Below are 22,516 nucleotides of genomic sequence, written 5' to 3'. Positions count from 1 at the left end.
AACGGGGGTCCTGGGGCCGGCGGGCCTTCTGCACCTTTTCCAAGGGCGTTCAAAGGCCCGCCGAACTCCCGTCAGACCTCTTCGACGCTGCTCGGCTCGCGCCGGGACAGGTCGATGCCGAGCTCCTCCGCCGCGCGGAAGACGTCCTCGTCGGTGTCACGCATTTCGATGGACATACCGTCGCTGGACAGCACCTCCACGTTGAGGCAGAGAGACTGCATCTCCTTGATGAGCACCTTGAAGGACTCGGGGATGCCGGGCTCAGGAATGTTCTCGCCCTTGACGATGGCCTCGTAGACCTTCACGCGGCCGGTCACGTCGTCGGACTTGATGGTCAGCAGCTCCTGGAGGGCGTAAGCGGCGCCGTATGCCTCCAGCGCCCACACCTCCATCTCACCGAAGCGCTGGCCACCGAACTGGGCCTTACCACCCAGCGGCTGCTGGGTGATCATCGAGTACGGACCGGTCGAGCGGGCGTGGAGCTTGTCGTCGACCAGGTGGTGGAGCTTGAGGATGTACATGTAGCCGACCGAGATCGGCTCCGGGAACGGCTCGCCGGAGCGGCCGTCGAACAGCGGCGCCTTGCCGGACGGAAGCACCATGCGCTCGCCGTCGCGGTTCGGGATCGTGTGGTTCAGCAGACCGGCCAGCTCGTCCTCACGCGCACCGTCGAAGACGGGAGTGGCGACGTTGGTGCCCGGGGCGACCACGTCGGCCTCGATGGCCTGCAGGCGCTGCGCCCAGTCGTCGGCGAGACCGGAGACGTCCCAGCCGCGGCTGGCGAGCCAGCCGAGGTGGATCTCCAGAACCTGTCCCGGGTTCATTCGGGACGGGACACCGAGCGGGTTGAGGATGATGTCGACCGGGGTGCCGTCCTCCAGGAACGGCATGTCCTCGATCGGCAGGATCTTCGAGATGACACCCTTGTTGCCGTGGCGGCCGGCGAGCTTGTCACCGTCCGTGATCTTGCGCTTCTGCGCCACGTAGACACGAACCAGCTGGTTCACGCCCGGCGGCAGCTCGTCGCCCTCTTCACGGTCGAAGACGCGGACGCCGATGACCTTGCCGATCTCGCCGTGCGGCACCTTCAGCGAGGTGTCGCGCACCTCGCGCGCCTTCTCACCGAAGATCGCGCGGAGCAGACGCTCCTCCGGGGTCAGCTCGGTCTCACCCTTGGGCGTGACCTTGCCGACCAGGATGTCGCCGGCGACGACCTCGGCACCGATGCGGATGATGCCGCGCTCGTCGAGGTCGGCGAGGACCTCCTCGGAGACGTTCGGGATGTCCCGGGTGATCTCCTCGGGGCCGAGCTTGGTGTCACGGGCGTCGACCTCGTGCTCCTCGATGTGGATCGAGGAGAGGACGTCGTCCTGCACGAGGCGCTGCGACAGGATGATCGCGTCCTCGTAGTTGTGACCCTCCCACGGCATGAACGCCACGAGCAGGTTCTTGCCGAGCGCCATCTCGCCGTTCTCGGTCGCCGGGCCGTCGGCCAGAACCTGACCGGCGACGACCCGGGCGCCCTCGTCCACGACAACCTTCTGGTTGACGGAGGTGCCCTGGTTCGAGCGGGAGAACTTGTGCAGGCGGTACGTGGTGTACGTGCCGTCGTCGTTGGCGGTGGTGACGTAGTCCGCGGAGACCTCCTGGACCACACCGTCCTTCTCCGACTTCAGTACGTCACCGGCGTCGACCGCGCAGCGGTACTCCATGCCGGTGCCGACCAGCGGCGCCTCGGACTTGATGAGCGGAACGGCCTGACGCATCATGTTCGCGCCCATGAGGGCACGGTTGGCGTCGTCGTGCTCGAGGAACGGGATCATGGCGGTCGCGACCGACACCATCTGGCGCGGCGAGACGTCCATGTAGTCGACGTCCTCACCGGGGACGTAGTCGACCTCTCCGCCACGACGGCGGACCAGGACGCGGGACTCCTCGAAGCGGAGCTCGTCCGTCAGCGGCGCGTTGGCCTGCGCGATGACGAATCGGTCCTCTTCGTCGGCCGTGAGGTAGTCGACCTCGTCGGTGACGACACCGCCGGTGACCTTGCGGTAAGGCGTCTCGACGAAACCGAACGCGTTGACCCGGCCGTAGGAGGCGAGCGAGCCGATCAGACCGATGTTCGGGCCTTCAGGGGTCTCGATCGGGCACATGCGGCCGTAGTGCGAGGGGTGCACGTCACGGACCTCGAAGCCGGCCCGCTCACGGGAGAGACCACCCGGGCCAAGAGCCGACAGACGGCGCTTGTGGGTGAGACCCGACAGCGGGTTGTTCTGGTCCATGAACTGCGACAGCTGGCTGGTGCCGAAGAACTCCTTGATGGAGGCGACGACCGGCCGGATGTTGATCAGGGTCTGCGGCGTGATCGCCTCGACGTCCTGGGTCGTCATGCGCTCGCGGACGACGCGCTCCATACGAGCCAGACCCGTGCGGACCTGGTTCTGGATGAGCTCGCCGACGTTGCGCAGACGACGGTTGCCGAAGTGGTCGATGTCGTCCGTCTCGACGACGATCTGCGTGCCGTTGTCACCGACGGTCTCGGTCTCACCGGCGTGCAGCTTCACCAGGTACTTGATCGTCGAGATGATGTCCTCGACGGTCAGGATGCCGGCGTCCAGCGGGGCCTCGCCGCCCAGCTTCTTGTTGACCTTGTAACGGCCGACCTTCGCGAGGTCGTAGCGCTTCGGGTTGAAGTAGAGGTTCTCAAGAAGCGTCTGCGCGGCCTCGCGGGTCGGGGGCTCGCCCGGACGCAGCTTGCGGTAGATGTCGAGCAGCGCGTCGTCCTGGCCCTGGGTGTGGTCCTTCTCCAGGGTGGCGCGCATGGACTCGTACTCGCCGAACTCCTCGAGGATCTGCTCGGTCGTCCAACCGAGAGCCTTCAGGAGAACGGTGACGGACTGCTTGCGCTTGCGGTCGATGCGGACACCGACCATGTCGCGCTTGTCGATCTCCATCTCCAGCCAGGCACCCCGGGACGGGATGACCTTCGCGGAGAAGATGTCCTTGTCGGACGTCTTGTCGATGGAGGAGTCGAAGTAGACGCCCGGCGAGCGGACGAGCTGCGACACCACGACACGCTCGGTGCCGTTGATGACGAAGGTGCCCTTGTTGGTCATGAGCGGGAAGTCGCCCATGAAGACCGTCTGGGACTTGATCTCGCCGGTCTCGTTGTTGGTGAACTCGGCGGTGACGAAGAGCGGGGCCGCGTACGTGAAGTCGCGGTCCTTGCACTCGTCGATGGAATTCTTCGGAGGCTCGAAGCGGTGGTCCCGGAACGTCAGGGACATCGACCCGGAGAAGTCCTCGATCGGGGAGATCTCCTCGAAGATCTCCTCCAGACCGGACTTCGTGGGGACGTCCTGTCCGTTGTCCAGAGCCGCCTCGACACGAGCCTTCCACGCGTCGTTGCCGAGCAGCCAGTCGAAGCTCTCGGTTTGCAGCGCAAGAAGGTTCGGAACCTCGAGGGGCTCCTTGATCTTTGCAAAGGAGATGCGCAGCGGGGCGGTGCTGGCGCCGTTGTTCGTATTCGCGGTCGAGGCAGTGCGCGAGGCGGCCAAGAGGGGGTCCTTCCGAGGGCTCGGACTCACTACGCGCGTACCGGCCCCCCACTGTGGGCACAGAGACAGTCCGTTCCCGATTCAGCCAAAAGGCCAGGTCAGGGATGATCTAGTCATCGGTGCTCACGCGAGGGCATGCCCCTGGTGACGGGCAGGAGGCAGCTAACAGGCAGCGCAAAGGGTCAGTGTAGCCACTAGGCCCACTGATGTCCAGTCCCGGTTTTTTGAGACCATCGTTGTTCTCAACACCTGCGACAAGCCACGCCCTCAATGCACATCGATACTGCCCTCTTCGTCACCGATCCATGCCTCGGATCCGGATCGTTGTGACGACGCGTCCTGAGAATTGCGCGCTGCGTGCGGTTCGTCAAGGCCCCCCATGCCCTAAGCAAGTGCCGCGATCGTCACGTGCAACCTGTCTTGCAGCCCGTCTTGCAGCCCGTCACGGGCTCGGCCGGAGGCACAACGAAGATCACCATACTCGTCGCCACCGACAGTGCAAGGCAGCCGCCACCGGACCCCCGGGAACGCCGAAGAGCGACCACCCAGTTGGGTGATCGCTCCTCAGTGCGTCAGCGTTACAGGCCTACGAGAAGTCCTGTATCGGCTCGCGAGGGGCCCGCAGCGGGCCCGTGGGACTACTTGACCTCGACGGAGGCGCCGGCGCCCTTGAGGGACTCGGCAGCCTTCTCGGCGGCCTCCTTGGCGACCTTCTCGAGAACGGGCTTCGGGGCGCCGTCCACGAGGTCCTTGGCCTCCTTCAGACCCAGGGAGGTCAGCTCACGCACGACCTTGATGACCTGGATCTTCTTGTCGCCGGCACCCGTGAGGATGACGTCGAACTCGTCCTGCTCCTCGACGGCCTCGGCAGCGGCGGCGGGGCCGGCCGGACCGGCGACGGCGACCGCGGCGGCGGCGGTGACGTCGAACTTCTCCTCGAACGCCTTCACGAACTCGGAGAGCTCGATGAGGGTCATGTCCTCGAACTGCGTGAGCAGGTCTTCCTGGCTGAGCTTCGCCATGATGGGCGATCCTTCCACTTATTCGGCTGGTGCCGGGATGTACATGTGAGGCGGGCGTACTTTCGGCCCGCTGCGACCACTGCCTGGGCGGAACTGCTCAGGCGGCGGTCAATGCGCGAGCCGAATTACTCGGCACCGCCCTGCTCGGCCTGCTTGGCACGAAGAGCGTCCACGGTGCGGACGAGCTTCGAGGGGAGCGCCTGGAAGAGCTGGGCAGCCTGAGTCTGCTTGCCCTTGAAGGCACCCGCCAGCTTGGCGAGCAGAACCTCGCGGGACTCGAGGTCCGCAAGCTTCTTGATCTCGTCGGCGGACAGCGCCTTGCCGTCAAGGACACCGCCCTTGATGACGAGGTTGGGGTTGTCCTTGGCGAAGTCACGAAGACCCTTCGCGGACACCACCGGGTCACCGGTGATGAACGCGACCGCCGTCGGACCGTTGAACAGGTCGTCGAGCGTGGAGATCCCGGCCTCGTTGGCCGCAATCTTGGTCAGCGTGTTCTTCACCACGGCGTACTGGGCGTCTTCACCGAGCGAACGACGCAGCGTCTTGAGCTGCGCCACGGTGAGACCCCGGTACTCGGTCAGCACGGCGGCGTTCGAGCTGCGGAACTGGTCCGCGAGCTCGGCTACCGCGGCAGCCTTGTCGGGCCTTGCCATAGAGCGTCGGCCTCCTTCCGGGTGATGAGGACCGCTCAGAAGGGGCTGGACAAAACGAAACGCCCCGGCGCAGGCGCACGGGGCGTAGCTCGACCGGTAGGTCCGCAAGCTGGGCAAGCGAACTCCGGGAGCACATCCACGGTCACCTACGCGGGTCGTCCGCAGTTTCAGCGGATCCTTCGGCCGCCCTGCCCTCTTGCGAGCACAAGGCAACGACCAGCGGTCTTTGGCTTCTGGGGAACAGTACGTGACGGGGTCGCTGTCAAGCAAATCCGCTCGACAGCGCCTCGTCCCGGCACTCGACGGCGCCTCGGCCCAGCACCCCACGGCGCCTCGGCCCAGCGACGGTTCGGTGCCGGATCAGCCCTTCTGGGCGTCCTTCATCAGCTGCGCGAGGTCGACGGTGTCCTTGGCGGGCGGGGCCTTCACCGTCACCGGCTTGTTGTAGTCGAGGAAGACCATGGTCATGTCGAGCGGGCCCTTGTCGGAGGCGGCGCGCACCCGGACCTGCTTGGTGTGGTCGTCCGGCCCGACCCACATGTCCATGGTGAGCTTGTCGGCGCCCAGCTCCTCGTACTGCTTCAGGCTCTTCTCGCGCTTGTCCCGCGTCGCCTTGTCCTTCTTCTTGAGCTCGGCGCGGAGGTCGTCGAGGGTGACCGTGCCGTTGTAGTGGGTGGTCTGCACGCCGTCGATCTTCTCGGTGCCGACCTTCTTCACGTCCTTGGAACCGGTCAGGTACGTGGACGCCTGGGACGGGTCCTGGTCGGCCTGGTCGGAGAGCTTGCTCGCGTCGATGCCCGCCGAGCCGTCGGCTCCCTTGGCCATCCCGGAGATGTCGAACTTCATCCAGCTCTTGCCGTCCATCTCCTTGGCGGTGGCCGCGCCCCCGCCCAGGTACATCGCCCCGTCGACGACCCGGATCTCCATCTTGCCGTCGGCGCCCTGGTCGAGAGCGGTCATCTTCATGCTCATGGCCAGCGGCTTCATGCTCATCGACGCCTGGGCCTCGACGCGGCCCGTCTCCGGGACCTTGCCGGTCATCCGGTAGCTGAGCGAGGTGATGGCCTCGCTGTTCTTCGCCGCCTTGGCCACGGCCGCCGCGGGCGTCATCTTCGGCGACTCGTCGCCCTTCGCGCAGGCGACGGCGCCCCCTGCGAGGACCAGGGCCGCGAGCGCGGCCCCCGCCGCTCCGTGACGTACGGAGTCACGCACAGAAAACATCAGGATCCCCCCAGGGAACACATGAGCGATACACAGACGGCGGCAGCGTAGCCCAGGGAGGTTCCAGCGGTCTCATGAATTCTTTTGAGTTTCTTGGTACTTGCGTTTCTTGGTACCTGGGCCTCCGGGCACCCGGAGCCTCAGCTCGTGGTGCCCGACCCGCTCGAAGTGTCGCCGCTGCCCGGCGTCAGGCCCTGTGTCTTCAGCAGGTCCTTGAAATCGGTCGTGTCCCCCGCCGGGGGCGCCACGGCGCCGACCTTCACTCCGTAGTCGCTGTAGTACGTCGTGGAGGACATCGTGCCGCTCGACAACTCGCCCTTGGAGACCGCCTTGACCAGCAGGTCCTTGCCGTTGACCCAGATGTCGACGTCCTCCGTCGTGATGCCGGCCTGGGTGAACTGCTTCTTGAGGTCGGCGAGTTGGCTCGCCGTGAGGTGGGAGCTCTTGGCCGCGAGGTCCGTCACGTTCACCGTGCCCGCGTAGTGCGTGGTCTTCTCGCCGCGGACCGTCTCGTCGCCGACCTTCTTCACATCGCCGGAGGCCAGCAGGAGCTTCACCGACTGGTTCGGCGAGCTGTTCTGCATCTGGTCCTTCAGGAACGCGCCGGAGCCGCCCGCGATCTTCGCGAGGTCGTCGTACGCGTACTTGATCCAGTGCTTGCCGCCCGTCTGCCCGGCGAACGCCTCGCCCATCTTGGCGTAGTAGGCGTCCGACAGATAGCGGGCCTGCATGGAGGTGCTGCCCGTCTTGCGCATCGCCTCGGCCATCGTGCCGCCGGTGTACGTGATCGTCATGTCACCGGTGAGGCCGCTGCCCCAGCTCATGGAGCCGCCCGACTTCATGGACATCAGCGTGCCCAGGCTCGTCGTGGACTCGATCCTGGCGGAGTCGGCGCCGTCGGTGGACTTCTCGGCCGACTGCAGGGCCGCTATGGGGCTGACGTGAGTCGTGCCCTGGGCCGCCTTGTCGTCCTTGCCGGAGCCTCCGGAGGAGCCCGACGAACAGGCGGCCACCCCCGCCAGCGCGCTCATCAGCGCGATCGAAAGGGTCACTCGGCGCACGCACGTGCTCTTCATTCGTCCCACCCCTATGCGAATCCTGAGAGCTGCACGCTAACGCAGCCCACTGACACACGTATCCAGGAATGGGGACGGGCCCCGCACCTCGAAAGGTTGCGGGGCCCGTGCCAAGAACGCGTATGCGACGCGGTCACCGTGGTGAGCGGAAGGCTCAGACGGCGGCCGGGTCCTCCTCGACGAGGAGGTTGCGGGTGCGGTTCGGGTCGACCGGAACGCCGGGGCCGATCGTGGTGCTGATCGCGGCCTTCTTGATGTAGCGACCCTTGGCGGCGGACGGCTTCAGACGAAGGATCTCGTCCAGCGCGGCGCCGTAGTTCTCCACCAGCTTGGCCTCGTCGAAGGAGGTCTTGCCGATGATGAAGTGCAGGTTCGAGTGCTTGTCGACGCGGAACTCGATCTTGCCGCCCTTGATCTCGGTCACGGCCTTGGCCACGTCCGGGGTCACGGTGCCGGTCTTCGGGTTCGGCATCAGACCACGCGGGCCGAGGACACGGCCCAGTCGGCCGACCTTGCCCATGAGGTCCGGGGTGGCGACGACGGCGTCGAAGTCCAGACGGCCCTTCGACACCTCGTCGATGAGCTCGTCGGAGCCGACGATGTCGGCGCCCGCGGCGAGTGCGGCCTCGGCACGGTCACCGGTCGCGAAGACCAGGACCCGGGCGGTCTTACCGGTGCCGTGCGGGAGGTTCACGGTGCCGCGGACCATCTGGTCGGCCTTGCGCGGGTCTACACCCAGGCGGAAGGCGACCTCGACGGTGCCGTCGAACTTGCTCGTGGAGGTCTCCTTGGCGAGACGGACGGCCTCGAGCGGGGCGTAGAGCTTCTCCCGGTCGATCTTGGCGTCCGCAGCGCGGAGAGACTTGCTGCGCTTGCTCACTACTGCTCCTGATGTGTTCTGAGGAGTCGTGGTACGGACCGAGCAGGCCCTGCCACGTGCGGCTCGCGCCGCATGGTTCCTGCGAAGGTGGGTGTCAGCCCTCGACCGTGATGCCCATGGAACGGGCGGTGCCGGCGATGATCTTCGACGCGGCGTCCAGGTCGTTGGCGTTGAGGTCGGGCATCTTCGTGGTGGCGATCTCGCGGACCTGCGCCTGGGTGATCTTGGCGACCTTGGTCTTGTGCGGCTCGCCGGAGCCCTTCTCGACACCCGCGGCCTTGAGGATCATCTTGGCGGCCGGCGGAGTCTTGGTGATGAAGGTGAAGGAGCGGTCTTCGTAGACCGTGATCTCCACCGGGATGACCCAACCGCGCTGCGACTCGGTCGCGGCGTTGTAGGCCTTGCAGAACTCCATGATGTTGACGCCGTGCTGGCCCAGCGCCGGGCCGACCGGCGGAGCCGGGTTGGCCGCGCCGGCCTGGATCTGGAGCTTGATAAGCCCCGTGACCTTCTTCTTCTTGGGAGGCATGTGCTCTCTCCGGGTCCTAGTGAGAGTTTTCAGCTTCCGTCCGGTTCATCCGGATGGAGGCATACCGCACAACGATAACGGGTATCCATGCGCGGCCAAAAACCGAGCAGGTCAGACGGGCTGCGTGAGCCCGTCTGACCTGTTCGGAAGACGTACGTCCAGAAGCTGCTAGTTCTTCTGGATCTGGTCGAACGAGAGCTCGACCGGGGTCTCGCGACCGAAGATCTCCACCAGGCCCTTGACCTTCTTGGAGTCGGCGTTGATCTCGTTGATGGTCGCCTGCAGCGTGGCGAACGGGCCGTCCGTGACGGTGACCGAGTCGCCGACCTCGAAGTCCAGCACCTGGACCTCGAGCTTGCGCTGCGGAGCGGGCTTGCCCTCGGCCTCGGCGGCCTCACGGGCGGCCTTCTCCTCGGCCTCCGGGGCGAGCATCTTGACGATCTCGTCCAGCGTCAGCGGGTACGGGTCGTAGGCGTTGCCCACGAAGCCGGTGACACCGGGAGTGTTGCGGACGACACCCCAGGACTCGTTCGTCAGGTCCATGCGGACCAGGACGTAGCCCGGGAGCTTGTTCTGCTTGATCGTCTTGCGCTCGCCGTTCTTGATCTGCGCGACCTCTTCCTGCGGCACCTCGGCCTGGAAGATGAAGTCCTCGACGTTCAGCGAGACGGCGCGCTGCTCGAGGTTGGTCTTCACGCGGTTCTCGTAACCGGCGTAGGTGTGGATGACGTACCACTCGCCGGGGAGCGTGCGCAGCTCCTCGCGCAGGGCGGTGACGGGGTCGACGGGTTCGGCCTCTTCCTCGGCCTCTTCCTCGTCGCCTTCCTCGGCGTCTACGGCGAGGGCCTCGTCGGGAACGTCCTCGTCCTCGACGTCCTCACCGGACTCGTCCTCGACGTGCAGGGCCGCTTCCTCGGCGGGCTCGCCGGCGGCGGCATCGGCAGCCTCGAACTCGTCCACGACGTCCGCGCCCTCGACGATGTCGAGCTCGTCGTCAACGGACTCGACCGACTCGCTGGCATCGTTCAGGTTCGGGTCAGACACGGTGGCTGCTTCTTCCTGGATACATGGGGGTGGAACGCGCGAAAGGGGCGCCGGTGACGGCGCCCTTCGCTCTCGGCTCAGCCGAAGACGTACTTGGCGGCGTGGTTGAGCCCATAGTCAATCACGGTCACCAGGCCAATCATGATGACGACGAAGACAATCACCACTGTGGTGTACGTCGTCAGCTGATTGCGAGTCGGCCAGACGACCTTGCGGAGCTCCGCGATGATCTGGCGGTAGAAAGTGGCAAGGCGCTTCAGCGGGCCCTTCTTGGCACGCTTACCGCCCTTGCGGGCCTTCTTCTGAGACTCGGGCGCCTCGGCATCAGGCATGTCGATGGAGCCCACGGCGTCCGTCACTCGTCCTCACCTGATTCCGGGTCGTGGCCGTGCCGCGCCCGGTTGAGCCGCACGGCGGTGCATTGCGGTACGTACATGCGCACACATCCTGGCGAAGGTGTGTGTAGCAGGGCCGGAGGGACTTGAACCCCCAACCGCTGGTTTTGGAGACCAGTGCTCTACCAATTGAGCTACGACCCTTTGTTTCCCCCAACGTACCGCATGCACCCGGATGCTCGGTGTGCATCGGATGAGTGCGGCCGGTGAAGGCCAACGAGGTGAGAGTGTACGTGGTCCGGGGCCGGTCGTCGAACAGAAAGTGTCCGTACGGGCTTTGTCCGCCGAAGATCGACCGGTGAGGGATCCGGATCCGGACGGTTGTTCTCTTGTTGTTCAGTCCGTGAAACCCGCGTGCCGGGGAAGTTTCCAGTCTGAAACGATGGGTGCCATGAGCCCTGCAACCCCTCCCACCGAGCGCCGGGTCTCCGCCCGAGTCGGCGCGATCTCCGAGTCCGCCACCCTCGCCGTGGACGCCAAGGCCAAGGCACTCAAGGCCGCCGGGCGTCCGGTGATCGGCTTCGGCGCCGGTGAGCCCGACTTCCCGACCCCGGACTACATCGTCCAGGCCGCCATCGAGGCCTGCTCCAACCCTAAGTACCACCGCTACACGCCGGCCGGCGGGCTCCCCGAGCTGAAGGCCGCGATCGCCGCGAAGACCCTGCGCGACTCCGGCTACGAGGTGGAGGCCGTCCAGGTCCTGGTCACCAACGGTGGCAAGCAGGCCATCTACGAGGCCTTCGCCGCGATCCTCGACCCGGGCGACGAGGTCATCGTCCCGGCGCCCTACTGGACGACGTACCCGGAGTCGATCCGTCTCGCCGGCGGTGTCCCGGTCGAGGTCGTCGCCGACGAGACCACCGGCTACCGCGTCTCGGTCGAGCAGCTGGAGGCCGCCCGCACCGAGAACACCAAGGTGCTGCTCTTCGTCTCCCCGTCCAACCCGACGGGCGCGGTCTACAGCCGCGAGCAGATCGAGGAGATCGGCCGCTGGGCCGCCGAGAAGGGCCTGTGGGTCCTGACGGACGAGATCTACGAGCACCTGGTCTACGGGGACGCGGAATTCCACTCCCTCCCGGTGGTCGTCCCCGAGCTCGCCGACAAGTGCATCGTCGTGAACGGCGTCGCGAAGACGTACGCCATGACGGGCTGGCGCGTGGGCTGGGTCATCGGCCCGAAGGACGTCGTCAAGGCCGCGACCAACCTCCAGTCGCACGCCACCTCGAACGTGTCCAACGTCGCCCAGGTCGCCGCCCTCGCCGCCGTCTCCGGCGATCTGACGGCCGTCGCCGAGATGCGCGAGGCCTTCGACCGCCGCCGCAAGACCATCGTGCGGATGCTCAACGAGATCGACGGCGTGCTCTGCCCCGAGCCCGAGGGCGCCTTCTACGCGTACCCCTCGGTCAAGGCCCTCGTCGGCAAGGAGATCCGCGGCAAGCGCCCCAAGGACACGGTCGAGCTGGCCGCGCTCATCCTGGAGGAGGCCGAGGTCGCGGTCGTCCCGGGTGAGGCCTTCGGCACCCCGGGGTACCTGCGCCTGTCGTACGCCCTGGGTGACGAGGATCTCGTCGAGGGCGTCAGCCGGATCCAGAAGCTCCTGGCCGAGGCACGGGACTGACGTTTTCGCGCTCCACGCGTGTGTGCGGGCCGTTTCCCCGGGGGAGACGGCCCGCTTCTTCGTGCGAGCAAGACCACTAACGAGGAAAGCGCTACCGACACGGCGGGAACGTACGGCAGGATCCTGGAATGGAGCGCGTACGTGATCTCTCTGAACTGCCGAAAGCCCATCTGCACCTGCACTTCACCGGTTCGATGCGGCCCACCACCGTGCTGGAGCTGGCCGACAAGTACGGCGTCCGGCTGCCCGAAACCCTCACCGAGGCCCTGACCAGCGGCGAACCGCCCAGCCTGCGGGCGACCGACGAGCGCGGCTGGTTCCGCTTCCAGCGGCTGTACGACGCGGCGCGGTCCTGCCTCAGAGAGCCCGAGGACATCAAGCGGCTGGTGCGCGAGGCCGCCGAGGAGGACCTGAGGGACGGCTCCGGCTGGCTGGAGATCCAGGTCGACCCGACCTCGTACGCGCCCCGGCTGGGCGGGCTCATCCCGGCCCTGGAGATCATCCTGGACGCGGTGGACTCGGCCGTGCGGGAGACCGGGCTCGGGATGCGCGTCCTGGTGGCCGCGAACCGCATGAAGCACCCGCTGGACGCCCGCACCCTGGCCCGGCTCGCCGTGCGCTACGCGGACCGCGGCGTCGTCGGCTTCGGGCTCTCCAACGACGAGCGGCGGGGCATGGCGCGGGACTTCGACCGGGCCTTCGCGATCGCGCGGGACGGCGGTCTGCTGTCCGCGCCGCACGGCGGCGAGCTGACCGGCCCGGCGTCGGTCCGCGACTGCCTGGACGACCTGCACGCCACCCGGATCGGGCACGGTGTGCGCGCCGCCGAGGACCCCCGGCTGTTGAAGCGGCTCGCGGACCGCGGCATCACCTGCGAGGTGTGCCCGGCGTCGAACGTCGCCCTTGGGGTCTACGAGAAGGCCGAGGACGTCCCCCTGCGCACCCTCTTCGAAGCAGGCGTCCCGATGGCCCTCGGCGCCGACGACCCCCTGCTGTTCGGCTCCCGGCTGGCCGCCCAGTATGAGTTGGCACGCCATCACCACGGCTTCACGGACGCGGAACTGGCCGAGCTCGCACGCCAGTCGGTGCGGGCCACGGCGGCTCCCAAGGACGTCAAGGAGAAGCTGCTGTCGGGCATCGACGACTGGCTGGCCGCCCCGGTCGCCTGAAGTGGGTGTAGGGCGGATACGCCTGGAAGCCGATGTCCAGCTCGACGTGACGGCCTCGGGACGGCGGCAGGTGCGGGGTGAGGGAGGCGACGAGCACGTCCTGCCCCTCGGGGGCCCGCTTCCCACGCGGCCCGAACCCGGCCGCCGCCTCCAGGTGCGTGGCCGCCGAGGCGAAGGTGTCGCGGGCCCCGAGGAGGAAGAGAGTCCCCGCGTGCACGGCCGGACGGATCCGGTCCCGCGCGTCGAGGCGGTCCCAGCGCTGCTCCCGGCGCGCCTCCCAGGCGGCCGCGTGGGCGGTGGTGCGCTCCTCGTTCGTGCGCACGGTGAGCGGGGTGCCCGCACGCAGCCGACGGCGCAGTTCGGGCCAGGCGGAGGCCCGCAGGCCCGGCGACCGGTGGGCGAGGACGAGGTCGACCGGCGCCCCGGGCGCGTAGGCCCTGGGGATGCTCCGCCGCAGCGGGACGTACACGATCGTGTGCCGGGAGAAGGCGGCGAACGAGAAGAGCGCGGCGAGGCGGGCGAGTCCGTCGTGGTCGCCCACGAGGTAGCCCCAGCCTTCGAAGGGGTCACTGAGCGTGGTGTGCCGCAGCGGCGGACGCGGCTGGACGACCCGGTGGGCCCGGGGGCCGACGCGCGGCGTGAACTCCGTGACGCTCAGCCGCACAGGGAGCGTCGCACGGCCGTGGGGGCTTGTCTCATCGGGCCAGGGTGACCGTCACGAGGTTCCGTCCGCAACGGAGATTCCGCCCAGCAGCGTGCGGGCGATCGACAGGGCGAACTCGTCCACGGGCGGCGGCTTGCCCTCCTCCGTGGAGTCGTAGGCGAAGGCGCGCTGGGCGCAGGCGCCCAGCAGGAGCGAGGCGGCCGCGTAGGTGTCGACCCCGGCGCGGACCCGGCCCGCGTCCTGTTCGGCGCGGAGATAGGCGTCGAGACCCCGGATGGGCATGTGGGGGCCCGACCCCATGGAGCGCATCGACTCCTCGTGCCGGCGCTTGAGCTGCGTCTCCGCGTACAAGGAGGCGGCGATCGGAAAACTCTGCTCATAGAAGAGGGCCGCCTGGCGGGCGATCCCGGTGAGGTTCTCCAGAAGGGAGCCCCGGCCCGGCTCGGCCGCGAGGCCGGCCAGCAGCGGCGACAGCTGGGGCAGGCGTTCCTTGAGCACGTTGACGAACAGTTCCTCCTTGCTCGGGAAGTACTTGTAGAGCGCTGCCTCCGAGCAGCCCGCGGCCTTGGCGATCTCCTTGGTCGTGGCGCGGGCCAGGCCGATGGTGAGCATGAGCTCGTGCGCCGCGTCGAGGATGCGGATCCGGGCCGGTTTCTGCTGCATGGGCCCCAAGGATTCCATGGTCAGCCCTGTTCGGCCTTGACGAGTGGGTGAGTGCTTACCCACTCTAGGAGCAAGCAGAGGTGAGTGAATACTCACCCACTCGATCCGTCCAGGGGGATCACGTCATGGAACTCACCGTCTTCGGGGCCACCGGCGGCATCGGCCAGGAGATCGTCCGGCAGGCGCTGGACTCCGGCCACCAGGTCACGGCCGTCGTAAGGGACCCGGCGCGGCTGACCGTCACGGGTACGGGCCTGGAGGTGTTCCGCGCGGACCTCACGGACCCGCAGGCGCTGCGCCCCGCGGTCGCGGGCCGGGACGCCGTCCTCTCCGGGCTCGGCGCCCGCAGCCGCAAGGACGCCGGGACAGCGACCCGGCTGACCCGTACGGTGCTGGGCGCCATGGAGGCCGAGGGGGTGCGCCGGCTGCTGGTGGTGAGCGCGGGGCCGGTCGGTCCCGACCCCGAGGGCGCGGCGTTCGCCGACCGCGCCGCGCGGGGCCTGGTCTCGCTGATCCTGAAGGACGTCTACGCCGACCTGGCGGACATGGAGGGCGAACTGACCCGGAGCGCGACCGACTGGACGGTCGTGCGCCCGCCGCGCCTGCAGAACAAGCCGGTGACCGGCTCGTACCGGACGGTCGTCGGAGGCTTCCCGCTCAAGGGCCGGTTCATCGGGCGCGCCGACGTGGCGCACGCGATGCTGGCGATGATCAACGACCCCGGGACGGTGAAGCAGGGCGTCGGAGTCGCCTACTAGAGCTGGAGTTCCACCTAGAGCTCCACACCCACCGTCACCGGCTCGTTGACGAGGGTGATCCCGAAGGCGTCGTGGACGCCGGCGACGACCTCGCGGGCCAGCGCGAGGAGGTCCTCGGTGGTGGCCCGGCCCCGGTTGGTGAGGGCCAGCGTGTGCTTGGTCGAGATCCGGGCGGGTCCGGAGCCGTAGCCCTTGGTGAAGCCGGACTTGTCGATCAGCCAGGCCGCGGAGGTCTTGGTGTGGCCGTCGCCCGCCGGGTACGCGGGCGGCACGACCTCGGTGCCCAGCCGCTCCGCCACGCGCGCGTGGAACGCGGTGAACTCCTCGTCCGTGAGGATCGGGTTGGTGAAGAACGACCCGGCCGACCAGGTGTCGTGGTCCTCGGGGTCGAGCACCATGCCCTTGCCGGAGCGCAGCTTCAGGACGGTCTCGCGGGCGGTGGCGAGCGGCACCCTGTCGCCGGGCTCGACCCCGAGGGAGCGTGCCGTCTCGGCGTACTTGATCGGCGCCGACAGCCCGTCCGCGTCCTCCAGCTCGAACCTGACGCGCAGCACGACGTACCGCTCGGGGTCGGCCTTGAAGCGGCTGTGGCGGTACGAGAAGGCGCAGTCGGCGTTGGCCAGGGTGACCGTCTCGCGCGCCCTGCGGTCGTACGCGATCACTTCGGTGATGGTGGACGACACTTCCTGGCCGTATGCGCCCACGTTCTGGATCGGGGTCGCGCCGGCGGAGCCGGGGATCCCGGCGAGGCACTCGACGCCGGCGAGCCCGGCCTCGACGGTGCGGGCGACCGCGTCGGTCCACACCTCGCCCGCCGCCACCTCCAGCCTCGTACCGTCGAGGGCGAAGCCGGTGGTCGCGATGCGCAGGGCGGTCCCGGCGAAGCCCTTGTCGCCGATGACCAGGTTCGATCCGCCGCCGATGATCAGCAACGGCGTACCGGTCTCGTCGGCCTCTCGAACGGCGGCGATCACCTCGTCGTCGGTCGCGGCGGTGATCAGCCGGGTCGCGGGACCCCCCAGCCGGAAGGTGGTCAGCGGGGCGAGGGGGGCGTCGTGGAGTTCCTGCACGGGCTCAAGAGTACGAGAAGGGCCCCGCCGGTCGAGGCGGGGCCGCTTCTGTGTCCGCACGGGATGGACCAATCAAGGGTTTGGATCCTGGACCCTCTACGACGAGCGGTTGCCCTTCCACTCACCGCGAGGCGGTTTATCCGGCCTCGGCGTGAGGCGTCTCCTGCGCCTCAGTCTGAGGCGGTTTCCCTTTGCCTCAGCGTGAGGCGGTTTCCGCTTGCCTCAGCGTGAGGCGGTTTCCCCTTGCCTCAGCGTGAGGCGGTTTCCAGAACCGGCGCCTGGGCCAGATCCTGCCGCTGGGGCGACTCGGGGGCGACGACCCGGGTCTGAGTCTGAGCCGCACGCCGCGCCGTCGGGATGAGCAGCGCCGCGACGCCCGCCAGGGCGACCACCGCCGAGCCCACCACGAGCGCCGGCCGCAGACCGTCCACGAAGGTCTGCGCGGTCCCGTAGCCGCCCTGCGCGGAGAAGATCGAGGACATCACCGCGATGCCGAGCGCGCCGCCCACCTCACGCAGCGCGTTGTTGGCGCCCGAGGCGATGCCCTGCTCCTGCGGACGGACGCTGGACATGACCAGGTTGGAGGCCGGGGCGAAGTACAGGGACATTCCGATGCCGCTGACGATCAGGGCGGGCAGCTGGGCGGCGTACGAGGCGTGGGCGGCGACCACGGAGGCGTAGTACGCGAGCCCTGCGGCCTGCAGGAAGAGCCCGGTGGCGACCACGGGACGCCCGCCGACGCGGTCGGAGAGGTACCCGGCGATCGGCGCGACGAGCATCGGCATCCCGGTCCAGGGCAGCATCCGCAGGCCGGCCTGGGTGGGCGAGTAGCCGAGGACGCCCTGCATGTACTGGCTGAGCAGGAAGATCGAGCCGAACATCCCGAGGAACATCAGCAGGCTCGCGGCGTTGATCCCGGCGAAGGCCCGGGAGCGGAAGAGCCGCATCGGCAGCATCGGGTTCTTGGCGCGGATGCCGTGGACGACGAAGCCGGTGAGCAGCGCGGCGCCGGCGAGCAGGCCGGTCAGGACGACCAGGCTGGTCCAGCCCTCGGCGGGCCCGCGGACCAGGCCGTACACGATCCCGAACAGACCGCCGCTGACGAGCAGGGTGCCAGTGATGTCGAGCGGGGCGCCGGTGCCGTGGGACTCGGCCAGCCGCAGTCGGGCGAGGGGCAGCAGGGCGAGGCCCAGCGGAACGTTCAGCCAGAAGATCCAGTGCCAGGAGACGTGTTCGGTGAGACTGCCGCCGATGAGGGGCCCGGAGGCGACCGCGAGTCCGTTCACCGCACCCCAGATCCCGTACGCCATGCCGCGCTTGGCGGCCGGCACCGCGGCCGTCAGCAGGGTGAGCGTGAGCGGCATCATGATCGCCGCGCCGACGCCCTGAACCGCGCGGGCGGCGATCAGCGAGTCGAGGCCGGGCGCCATGGCAGCGGCCGCCGAGGCGCCGGTGAAGACGGAGAGACCGACGAGGAAGAGCCGACGACGGCCGAACCGGTCGCCGAGCGCCGCACCGAACATCAGCAGGACGGCGAAGGTGAGCGTGTAGGCGCTCACGGTCCATTCCAGGTCGTCCAGCGCTCCGCCGAGATCCCTGCGGATGGAGGGCAGTGCGGTGGTGACGACGAGATTGTCGAGTGCCGCCATGAATCCGGCGACGCTGGTGATGATGAGGGCCCAGGTGGCTCCCCCGCGACGTGCGGTCTGCTGTGACATCGCTCCCCCTAAGGGCGATCGTTCCCTATAATTAGTTATTGCTGACTAACTTTTGCGGCCAGAAAAAGGCGCTTCCACCCGCCTCCCCCACCCGCTTCCGTGCCTACTTCTCCAGCCGGCCACTGAGCCGCGCCGACGGATAGAGCCCTTCCCAGACCCTGTGCTCGGGCGGAAAACCCATGGCCACCAGGCAGTTGATGAGCATCCCGTACGCCATGAAGCCCGTCGTCTCGTTCGGATCGGCGCCCAGCGACAGGTGGGCGGTCTCCCACAGCCGCATCCAGCCGGTCCGTACGGCCTCACCGAGCTCGCGATCACCGGCCTGCTCAGCGGCAGCGGTCGCGACGTACATCTGCATCTGCATCAGCAGTTGCTCCGGGTGCTCCGCGATGCTCTTCGTGTACGCGTTCGCCATGGCGTGCAGGGCACCTTCCCCCTCCAGCCCCTTGGCGGCTTCCTCGAAGGCGCGGATGGTGTCCTCCATGCAGCGCTGGGCCGCCGCGAGGAACATTGCCCGCTTGTCGGGGAAGAGCCGGAAGAGATACGGCTGCGAGACACCGACACGCTTGGCGATCGCCTCGGTGGACGTGCCGTAGTAACCACCCCGGGCGAACTCCGCGATCGCCGCACGGATGACGCTCTCGCGCCTCTCGTCTGCGCTCATCCTGACCATGCGGCTAAGTTAGTGCCCAATCACTAACTAAGTCAAGTGGTGGACGGGAGCGGCTTCGAAGGACACGCACGCCCCCACGACCGGCAGCCGCGCACGCACGGAAGGGGGCGTGCCGGTACGTCGCAAGCCCGTCGCTCACGTTCGGATCGAGCAGCGGCTCCCTTGCCCGGCCCACGTCTGACCCAACGGCGACGGGCCCGACGTACCGGCACGACCCCGCCCCACCCCCGCCGGACAGCCGGACCGCGGACGACGGATCACGGACACCCACAGACAACCGGACCACGAACGGGCGAACCGGGTACGACCAGGCACGACCAGGCGGAGCCGGCCACGACCAGACACACGTAAGGGGCGCCGACCACGGCCGACGCCCCTTACCCGCTCCTACCCATCGCCCCTCATGACGGCCATCAGGCCAGTCGAACGACCGCTCGCGACATGCCCAGGACCTTCTGCCCCGCACTCATCGCGGTGAGGTCGACGCGGACGGTGTTGTCGTCCAGCTTGGCCGCGACCTTGCCGCTGACCTCGATGGTCGCTCCCTTGTCGTCGTTGGGGACGACGACGGGCTTGGTGAAGCGGACGCCGTACTCCACGACCGCACCCGGGTCACCGGCCCAGTCGGTGACGACACGGATCGCCTCGGCCATGGTGAACATGCCGTGCGCGATGACGTCGGGGAGACCGACCTCGACCGCGAACTTCTCGTTCCAGTGGATGGGGTTGAAGTCCCCGGAGGCGCCCGCGTACTGCACGAGTGTGGCGCGCGTCACGGGGAAGGTCCGGGCCGGCAGCTCGGCACCGACCTCGACGTCGTCATACGCGATCTTCGCCGTCATGGTCAGCCCTCCTCCGCCGCACGTGCCACGAGCTTGGTGACGGCCGTCACCACGTGCTCGCCCGCCTCGTCATGGACCTCACCACGGATGTCCACGATGTCGTTGCCCGCCATGGACTTGATCGCCTCGATGGTCGAGGTGACCGTGAGCCGGTCACCCGCGCGCACCGGACGGGTGTAGGCGAACTTCTGGTCACCATGCACCACGCGGCTGTAGTCGAGACCCAGTTGGGGGTCCTGGACGACCTGCCCCGCGGCCTTGAAGGTGATCGCGAACACAAAGGTCGGCGGGGCGATCACATCGGAGTACCCGAGTGCCTTGGCGGCCTCCGGGTCCGTGTACGCCGGGTTGGTGTCCCCCACGGCCTCCGCGAACTCGCGGATCTTCTCCCGACCGACCTCATAGGGGTCGGTGGGCGGGTAGGACCGCCCCACGAAGGACTGGTCGAGCGCCATGGGCTCGGTACCTCCTGGTTTTCAGCCGGTGCAGCGATTCTCGGACCGATGCCCGTACGAGAACTGTCGGCGACTGCTCGACGACCACTCGCACGTCGGCACTCGGCCGGTGAACGACGCGAGGCCGCCCCCGTTGCTGGGGACGGCCTCGTGTACGAGCCTGATTTATCGCGTTTCGCGGTGCGCGGTGTGCGCGTTGCAACGCGGGCAGTGCTTCTTCATCTCCAGTCGGTCCGGGTCGTTACGCCGGTTCTTCTTGGTGATGTAGTTCCGCTCCTTGCACTCCACGCAGGCCAGCGTGATCTTCGGGCGGACGTCGGTGGCAGCCACAGGAGTGCTCCTTGACGAACGGATGGGACATTAACGCATAGAAGAGTAGCCGATCGAAGGACCGACCCCACAATCGGCTACTGTCTGTAGCGGTGACCGGACTTGAACCGGTGACACAGCGATTATGAGCCGCTTGCTCTACCGACTGAGCTACACCGCTGTGATGCGATTGGTCCCCGCCTTGCGACGGGAACCCCTCACACCAGAGCCCCAATACGGAATCGAACCGTAGACCTTCTCCTTACCATGGAGACGCTCTACCGACTGAGCTATTGGGGCGAGCGATGAAGACATTACACGCTCGCCCGCCGATCGCCCAAATCCGTTTCGCGGCACCCGCCCCGGCCTGTTCCCGGCCGTTCGCCGCCGCGACTCCGGCCCCTCACGAACGGTGCGTCACGGCCGCGACTCCGGCCGCTCCCGCCCCACGGATCACGGGAACACAGCCCGGTCGACTCCCCCGGTCCCCGCCTCTCCGCCCGGCCGACCAGCGACTCCGTCCGGCCGTCCCGACTCGCGTGTCCGGCTCTCGTCTCCCACTTTCTGTCCGTGCACGGACCACACCGGTACGACTATTGCGCTCCTCCCGGACGAGGAGGGTTCGCCACCCTAGGCTCGACTCACGCTGCGTGATCTTGCCCCTCACCACCCACGACCTCGCCCCTTCCGCCCGGCCACCTCCCACTCCTCCACCACCCAGCCACCCCACACCACCCACCACCCGGCCACCCACCATCACCCCGCACCCCCACCACCGAAGCGCCCACCTCTCCAGTCGCCCCCCTCAACCGAAGCGCCCCACCTCCCCCAGTCGCCCCTCCCCGCAGCCGCCCCCGAGCCCCAGGAGCGCGATGCCCGACAGTCAGCCGCAGCCACCCCACTCCTCGTCGGGACAGACCGACACCGCCACCCTGCTGCTGCGCGGAGCGCGGCTCACCGACGGCCGGACTGTGGACGTGCGGCTGGGCGGCGGGCGCATCGAGGCGGTCGGCACCGCAGGAAGCCTGGCGACACCCTCCTCCGGCTCGCGCGCCTCGAAGGTGGACCTCGACGGCTACCTGCTCCTGCCGGCCCCCGCCGAGCCCCACGCCCACGGCGACACGGCACTGACCGCCGAGGGCGACGGGCCCCTCTCGTACGACACCCAGGAGGTCCAGCGCCGGGCCACCGAGGCCTCGTTGCTGCAACTCGGGCACGGGGCGACGGCGTTGCGCTCGCACGTGCGCGTCGGCGACGTGCAGGGTCTCGACGCGCTGGCGGCGGTGCTCCAGGCGCGGCGGGCGCTGCGCGGGCTGGCCGAGCTGACGACGGTGGCGATGCCGCGGGTGCTCACCGGGGTCGCCGGTGCCGACGGGCTCGCGATACTGCAGGACGCCGTGAAGATGGGCGCTTCGGTGGTGGGCGGCTGCCCGGACGCCGACCCGGACCCGGCGGGGTACGTGGAGGCGGTCCTGGAACTCGCCTCGGAACACGGCTGCCCGGTCGACCTGCACACGGACGCCGCCGATCCCGCCCGGCTCGCCCGGCTCGCGGCGATGGCGGGCGGCCTGCGGTCCGGCGTGACGCTCGGCCCGTGCGGCGGCCTCGGCCGACTGCCGTCCGAGGTGGCCTCCCGGGCGGCCGACCAACTCGCCGCGGCGGGCGTGAGCGTGGTGTGCCTGCCGCAGGGCGGCTGCGGGGGCGTGGACCGGCGCGGAACGGCTCCGGTGCGGATGCTGCGGGCGGCCGGGGTACGGATCGCCGCGGGCAGCGGCGCCCTCCGCGACGTGTCGAACCCGGTGGGCCGCGGCGACCCCCTGGAGGCCGCCTACCTGCTGGCCTCACGGCACGGTCTGCGCCCCGAGGACGCGTACGACGCCGTGAGCTCCGGCGCGCGAGCCGCCCTCGGACTGCCCGAGGTGCGCGTGGAAGCGGGTTTCCCTGCCGAGTTGCTCGCGGTGCGCGGGAACCGGCTGGCAGGGGCGCTGTCGCTCGCGTACAGCCGGATCGTGGTGCATCGGGGGCGCGTGGTGGCACGGACCAGCGCGGTGCGGGAGTACTGCAACTCGGCGGCGGTGGCGGGCCTGGACCTGCCACGACAGGGACGCGGAGAGCCTTCCTAGCCACAACCGCCGTCCACCACCCCGCGCGTTGTGCGCGCACGGCCGCAACAACCGCCCGAGCGCCCCCTGTTCAC

Annotated in this window: 21 protein-coding genes and 3 tRNA genes; 4 read left to right on the top strand and 20 right to left on the bottom strand. The window is 68.5% G+C overall.

From position 1 onward, the window contains the following. Positions 1-71 precede the first annotated feature (71 nt). The 10 genes from rpoB to AAFF41_RS28085 all read right to left on the bottom strand — a co-directional run bounded on the left by rpoB (position 72) and on the right by AAFF41_RS28085 (position 10,524). Positions 72-3,557: a DNA-directed RNA polymerase subunit beta gene (gene rpoB / locus AAFF41_RS28130; protein WP_060901497.1), complete on the bottom strand. Its 3,486-nt coding sequence runs from the start codon at positions 3,555-3,557 to the stop codon at positions 72-74. Between the two features lie 638 nt (positions 3,558-4,195). Next, on the bottom strand, positions 4,196-4,579 hold the full coding sequence (gene rplL / locus AAFF41_RS28125; protein WP_343324805.1) for a 50S ribosomal protein L7/L12: 384 nt from the start codon (positions 4,577-4,579) through the stop codon (positions 4,196-4,198). Between the two features lie 125 nt (positions 4,580-4,704). Further along, positions 4,705-5,235 carry a 50S ribosomal protein L10 gene (rplJ, locus tag AAFF41_RS28120; RefSeq protein ID WP_060901499.1) on the bottom strand — a complete coding sequence of 177 codons (531 nt, stop codon included), beginning with the start codon at positions 5,233-5,235 and terminating at the stop codon, positions 4,705-4,707. Positions 5,236-5,595: 360 nt separating this feature from the next. Next, positions 5,596-6,447: an SCO4651 family lipoprotein gene (locus AAFF41_RS28115; RefSeq protein ID WP_319750121.1), complete on the bottom strand. Its 852-nt coding sequence runs from the start codon at positions 6,445-6,447 to the stop codon at positions 5,596-5,598. A gap of 149 nt (positions 6,448-6,596) precedes the next feature. Next, a complete protein-coding gene (locus AAFF41_RS28110) occupies positions 6,597-7,532 on the bottom strand; it encodes an SCO4651 family lipoprotein (protein WP_319750120.1) in 936 nt (311 codons plus the stop codon). A 154-nt stretch (positions 7,533-7,686) separates the two neighbouring features. After that, positions 7,687-8,412 (bottom strand): 50S ribosomal protein L1, encoded by a 726-nt coding sequence (gene rplA / locus AAFF41_RS28105; RefSeq protein ID WP_060901502.1) that lies wholly within the window; start codon positions 8,410-8,412, stop codon positions 7,687-7,689. Positions 8,413-8,506: 94 nt separating this feature from the next. Then, the gene (rplK, locus tag AAFF41_RS28100; protein ID WP_030359033.1) at positions 8,507-8,941 is read right to left on the bottom strand and encodes a 50S ribosomal protein L11; all 435 of its coding nucleotides are present in this window, start codon (positions 8,939-8,941) and stop codon (positions 8,507-8,509) included. Positions 8,942-9,109: 168 nt separating this feature from the next. After that, positions 9,110-9,985, bottom strand: coding sequence for a transcription termination/antitermination protein NusG (nusG, locus tag AAFF41_RS28095; protein WP_319750119.1), 876 nt, complete (start codon positions 9,983-9,985; stop codon positions 9,110-9,112). Positions 9,986-10,062: 77 nt separating this feature from the next. Then, entirely contained in the window at positions 10,063-10,344 is a 282-nt protein-coding gene (gene secE, locus AAFF41_RS28090) for a preprotein translocase subunit SecE (RefSeq protein WP_060901504.1), read from the bottom strand. 107 nt (positions 10,345-10,451) lie between these two features. Further along, positions 10,452-10,524, bottom strand: a tRNA-Trp gene (locus AAFF41_RS28085). A 247-nt stretch (positions 10,525-10,771) separates the two neighbouring features. Between AAFF41_RS28085 and AAFF41_RS28080 the strand changes: the two genes are divergently transcribed. Both AAFF41_RS28080 and AAFF41_RS28075 read left to right on the top strand, forming a co-directional pair. Beyond that, complete coding sequence (locus tag AAFF41_RS28080) at positions 10,772-11,998, top strand: pyridoxal phosphate-dependent aminotransferase (protein ID WP_343324804.1); 1,227 nt, start codon at positions 10,772-10,774, stop codon at positions 11,996-11,998. A gap of 128 nt (positions 11,999-12,126) precedes the next feature. Continuing rightward, entirely contained in the window at positions 12,127-13,167 is a 1,041-nt protein-coding gene (locus tag AAFF41_RS28075; protein WP_319750118.1) for an adenosine deaminase, read from the top strand. Here the strand turns inward: AAFF41_RS28075 and AAFF41_RS28070 are convergent. Together AAFF41_RS28070 and AAFF41_RS28065 are read right to left on the bottom strand one after the other, a co-directional pair. Continuing rightward, entirely contained in the window at positions 13,112-13,831 is a 720-nt protein-coding gene (locus tag AAFF41_RS28070) for a hypothetical protein (RefSeq protein ID WP_343324803.1), read from the bottom strand. The two genes, AAFF41_RS28075 and AAFF41_RS28070, sit on opposite strands and share 56 nt — an antisense overlap. Before the next feature lie 51 nt (positions 13,832-13,882). Further along, positions 13,883-14,494, bottom strand: coding sequence for a TetR/AcrR family transcriptional regulator (locus AAFF41_RS28065; RefSeq protein ID WP_343324802.1), 612 nt, complete (start codon positions 14,492-14,494; stop codon positions 13,883-13,885). Between the two features lie 125 nt (positions 14,495-14,619). On the opposite strand from AAFF41_RS28065, the gene AAFF41_RS28060 reads away from it, so the two are divergent. Then, positions 14,620-15,252: an NAD(P)-dependent oxidoreductase gene (locus AAFF41_RS28060; protein ID WP_343324801.1), complete on the top strand. Its 633-nt coding sequence runs from the start codon at positions 14,620-14,622 to the stop codon at positions 15,250-15,252. 14 nt (positions 15,253-15,266) lie between these two features. On the opposite strand, the gene AAFF41_RS28055 is transcribed toward AAFF41_RS28060, so the two are convergent. From AAFF41_RS28055 to AAFF41_RS28020, 8 genes are all read right to left on the bottom strand, one after another. Beyond that, positions 15,267-16,322, bottom strand: a complete 1,056-nt coding sequence (locus AAFF41_RS28055; protein ID WP_319750114.1) for a UDP-N-acetylmuramate dehydrogenase — start codon at positions 16,320-16,322, stop codon at positions 15,267-15,269. A gap of 248 nt (positions 16,323-16,570) precedes the next feature. Next, on the bottom strand, positions 16,571-18,040 hold the full coding sequence (locus AAFF41_RS28050; RefSeq protein ID WP_319750113.1) for a DHA2 family efflux MFS transporter permease subunit: 1,470 nt from the start codon (positions 18,038-18,040) through the stop codon (positions 16,571-16,573). Between the two features lie 103 nt (positions 18,041-18,143). Beyond that, positions 18,144-18,713 carry a TetR/AcrR family transcriptional regulator gene (locus AAFF41_RS28045; RefSeq protein ID WP_343324800.1) on the bottom strand — a complete coding sequence of 190 codons (570 nt, stop codon included), beginning with the start codon at positions 18,711-18,713 and terminating at the stop codon, positions 18,144-18,146. Positions 18,714-19,126: 413 nt separating this feature from the next. Next, on the bottom strand, positions 19,127-19,555 hold the full coding sequence (locus AAFF41_RS28040; protein ID WP_060899259.1) for a MaoC family dehydratase: 429 nt from the start codon (positions 19,553-19,555) through the stop codon (positions 19,127-19,129). Between the two features lie 2 nt (positions 19,556-19,557). Next, the gene (locus AAFF41_RS28035) at positions 19,558-20,010 is read right to left on the bottom strand and encodes a MaoC family dehydratase N-terminal domain-containing protein (RefSeq protein ID WP_060899260.1); all 453 of its coding nucleotides are present in this window, start codon (positions 20,008-20,010) and stop codon (positions 19,558-19,560) included. Between the two features lie 165 nt (positions 20,011-20,175). After that, positions 20,176-20,340 carry a 50S ribosomal protein L33 gene (gene rpmG, locus AAFF41_RS28030; RefSeq protein ID WP_004571794.1) on the bottom strand — a complete coding sequence of 55 codons (165 nt, stop codon included), beginning with the start codon at positions 20,338-20,340 and terminating at the stop codon, positions 20,176-20,178. Positions 20,341-20,427: 87 nt separating this feature from the next. Then, a tRNA-Met gene (locus tag AAFF41_RS28025) sits at positions 20,428-20,500 on the bottom strand. Between the two features lie 46 nt (positions 20,501-20,546). Further along, positions 20,547-20,619, bottom strand: a tRNA-Thr gene (locus tag AAFF41_RS28020). Between the two features lie 572 nt (positions 20,620-21,191). Here AAFF41_RS28020 and AAFF41_RS28015 point away from each other — a divergent pair. Further along, the gene (locus AAFF41_RS28015; protein ID WP_319750110.1) at positions 21,192-22,442 is read left to right on the top strand and encodes an amidohydrolase family protein; all 1,251 of its coding nucleotides are present in this window, start codon (positions 21,192-21,194) and stop codon (positions 22,440-22,442) included. The last annotated feature ends 74 nt before the right edge of the window (positions 22,443-22,516 follow it).

The organism is Streptomyces mirabilis (assembly GCF_039503195.1).
Taxonomy (GTDB): Bacteria; Actinomycetota; Actinomycetes; order Streptomycetales; family Streptomycetaceae; genus Streptomyces; species Streptomyces mirabilis_D.
The sequence above is the reverse complement of the archived record's forward strand: the minus strand, read 5'-3'. Positions and strand labels throughout refer to the sequence as shown.

Excerpts from the sequence above, each read along its gene's own strand:
- rplL (WP_343324805.1), bottom strand. The coding sequence starts at position 4,579 with ATGGCGAAGCTCAGCCAGGAAGACCTGCTCACGCAGTTCGAGGACATG.
- rplJ (WP_060901499.1), bottom strand. The coding sequence starts at position 5,235 with ATGGCAAGGCCCGACAAGGCTGCCGCGGTAGCCGAGCTCGCGGACCAG.
- AAFF41_RS28110 (WP_319750120.1), bottom strand. The coding sequence starts at position 7,532 with ATGAAGAGCACGTGCGTGCGCCGAGTGACCCTTTCGATCGCGCTGATG.
- rplK (WP_030359033.1), bottom strand. The coding sequence starts at position 8,941 with ATGCCTCCCAAGAAGAAGAAGGTCACGGGGCTTATCAAGCTCCAGATC.
- AAFF41_RS28080 (WP_343324804.1), top strand. The coding sequence starts at position 10,772 with ATGAGCCCTGCAACCCCTCCCACCGAGCGCCGGGTCTCCGCCCGAGTC.
- AAFF41_RS28075 (WP_319750118.1), top strand. The coding sequence starts at position 12,127 with ATGGAGCGCGTACGTGATCTCTCTGAACTGCCGAAAGCCCATCTGCAC.
- AAFF41_RS28065 (WP_343324802.1), bottom strand. The coding sequence starts at position 14,494 with ATGCAGCAGAAACCGGCCCGGATCCGCATCCTCGACGCGGCGCACGAG.
- AAFF41_RS28060 (WP_343324801.1), top strand. The coding sequence starts at position 14,620 with ATGGAACTCACCGTCTTCGGGGCCACCGGCGGCATCGGCCAGGAGATC.
- AAFF41_RS28050 (WP_319750113.1), bottom strand. The coding sequence starts at position 18,040 with ATGTCACAGCAGACCGCACGTCGCGGGGGAGCCACCTGGGCCCTCATC.
- AAFF41_RS28045 (WP_343324800.1), bottom strand. The coding sequence starts at position 18,713 with ATGGTCAGGATGAGCGCAGACGAGAGGCGCGAGAGCGTCATCCGTGCG.
- AAFF41_RS28040 (WP_060899259.1), bottom strand. The coding sequence starts at position 19,555 with ATGACGGCGAAGATCGCGTATGACGACGTCGAGGTCGGTGCCGAGCTG.
- AAFF41_RS28035 (WP_060899260.1), bottom strand. The coding sequence starts at position 20,010 with ATGGCGCTCGACCAGTCCTTCGTGGGGCGGTCCTACCCGCCCACCGAC.
- AAFF41_RS28015 (WP_319750110.1), top strand. The coding sequence starts at position 21,192 with ATGCCCGACAGTCAGCCGCAGCCACCCCACTCCTCGTCGGGACAGACC.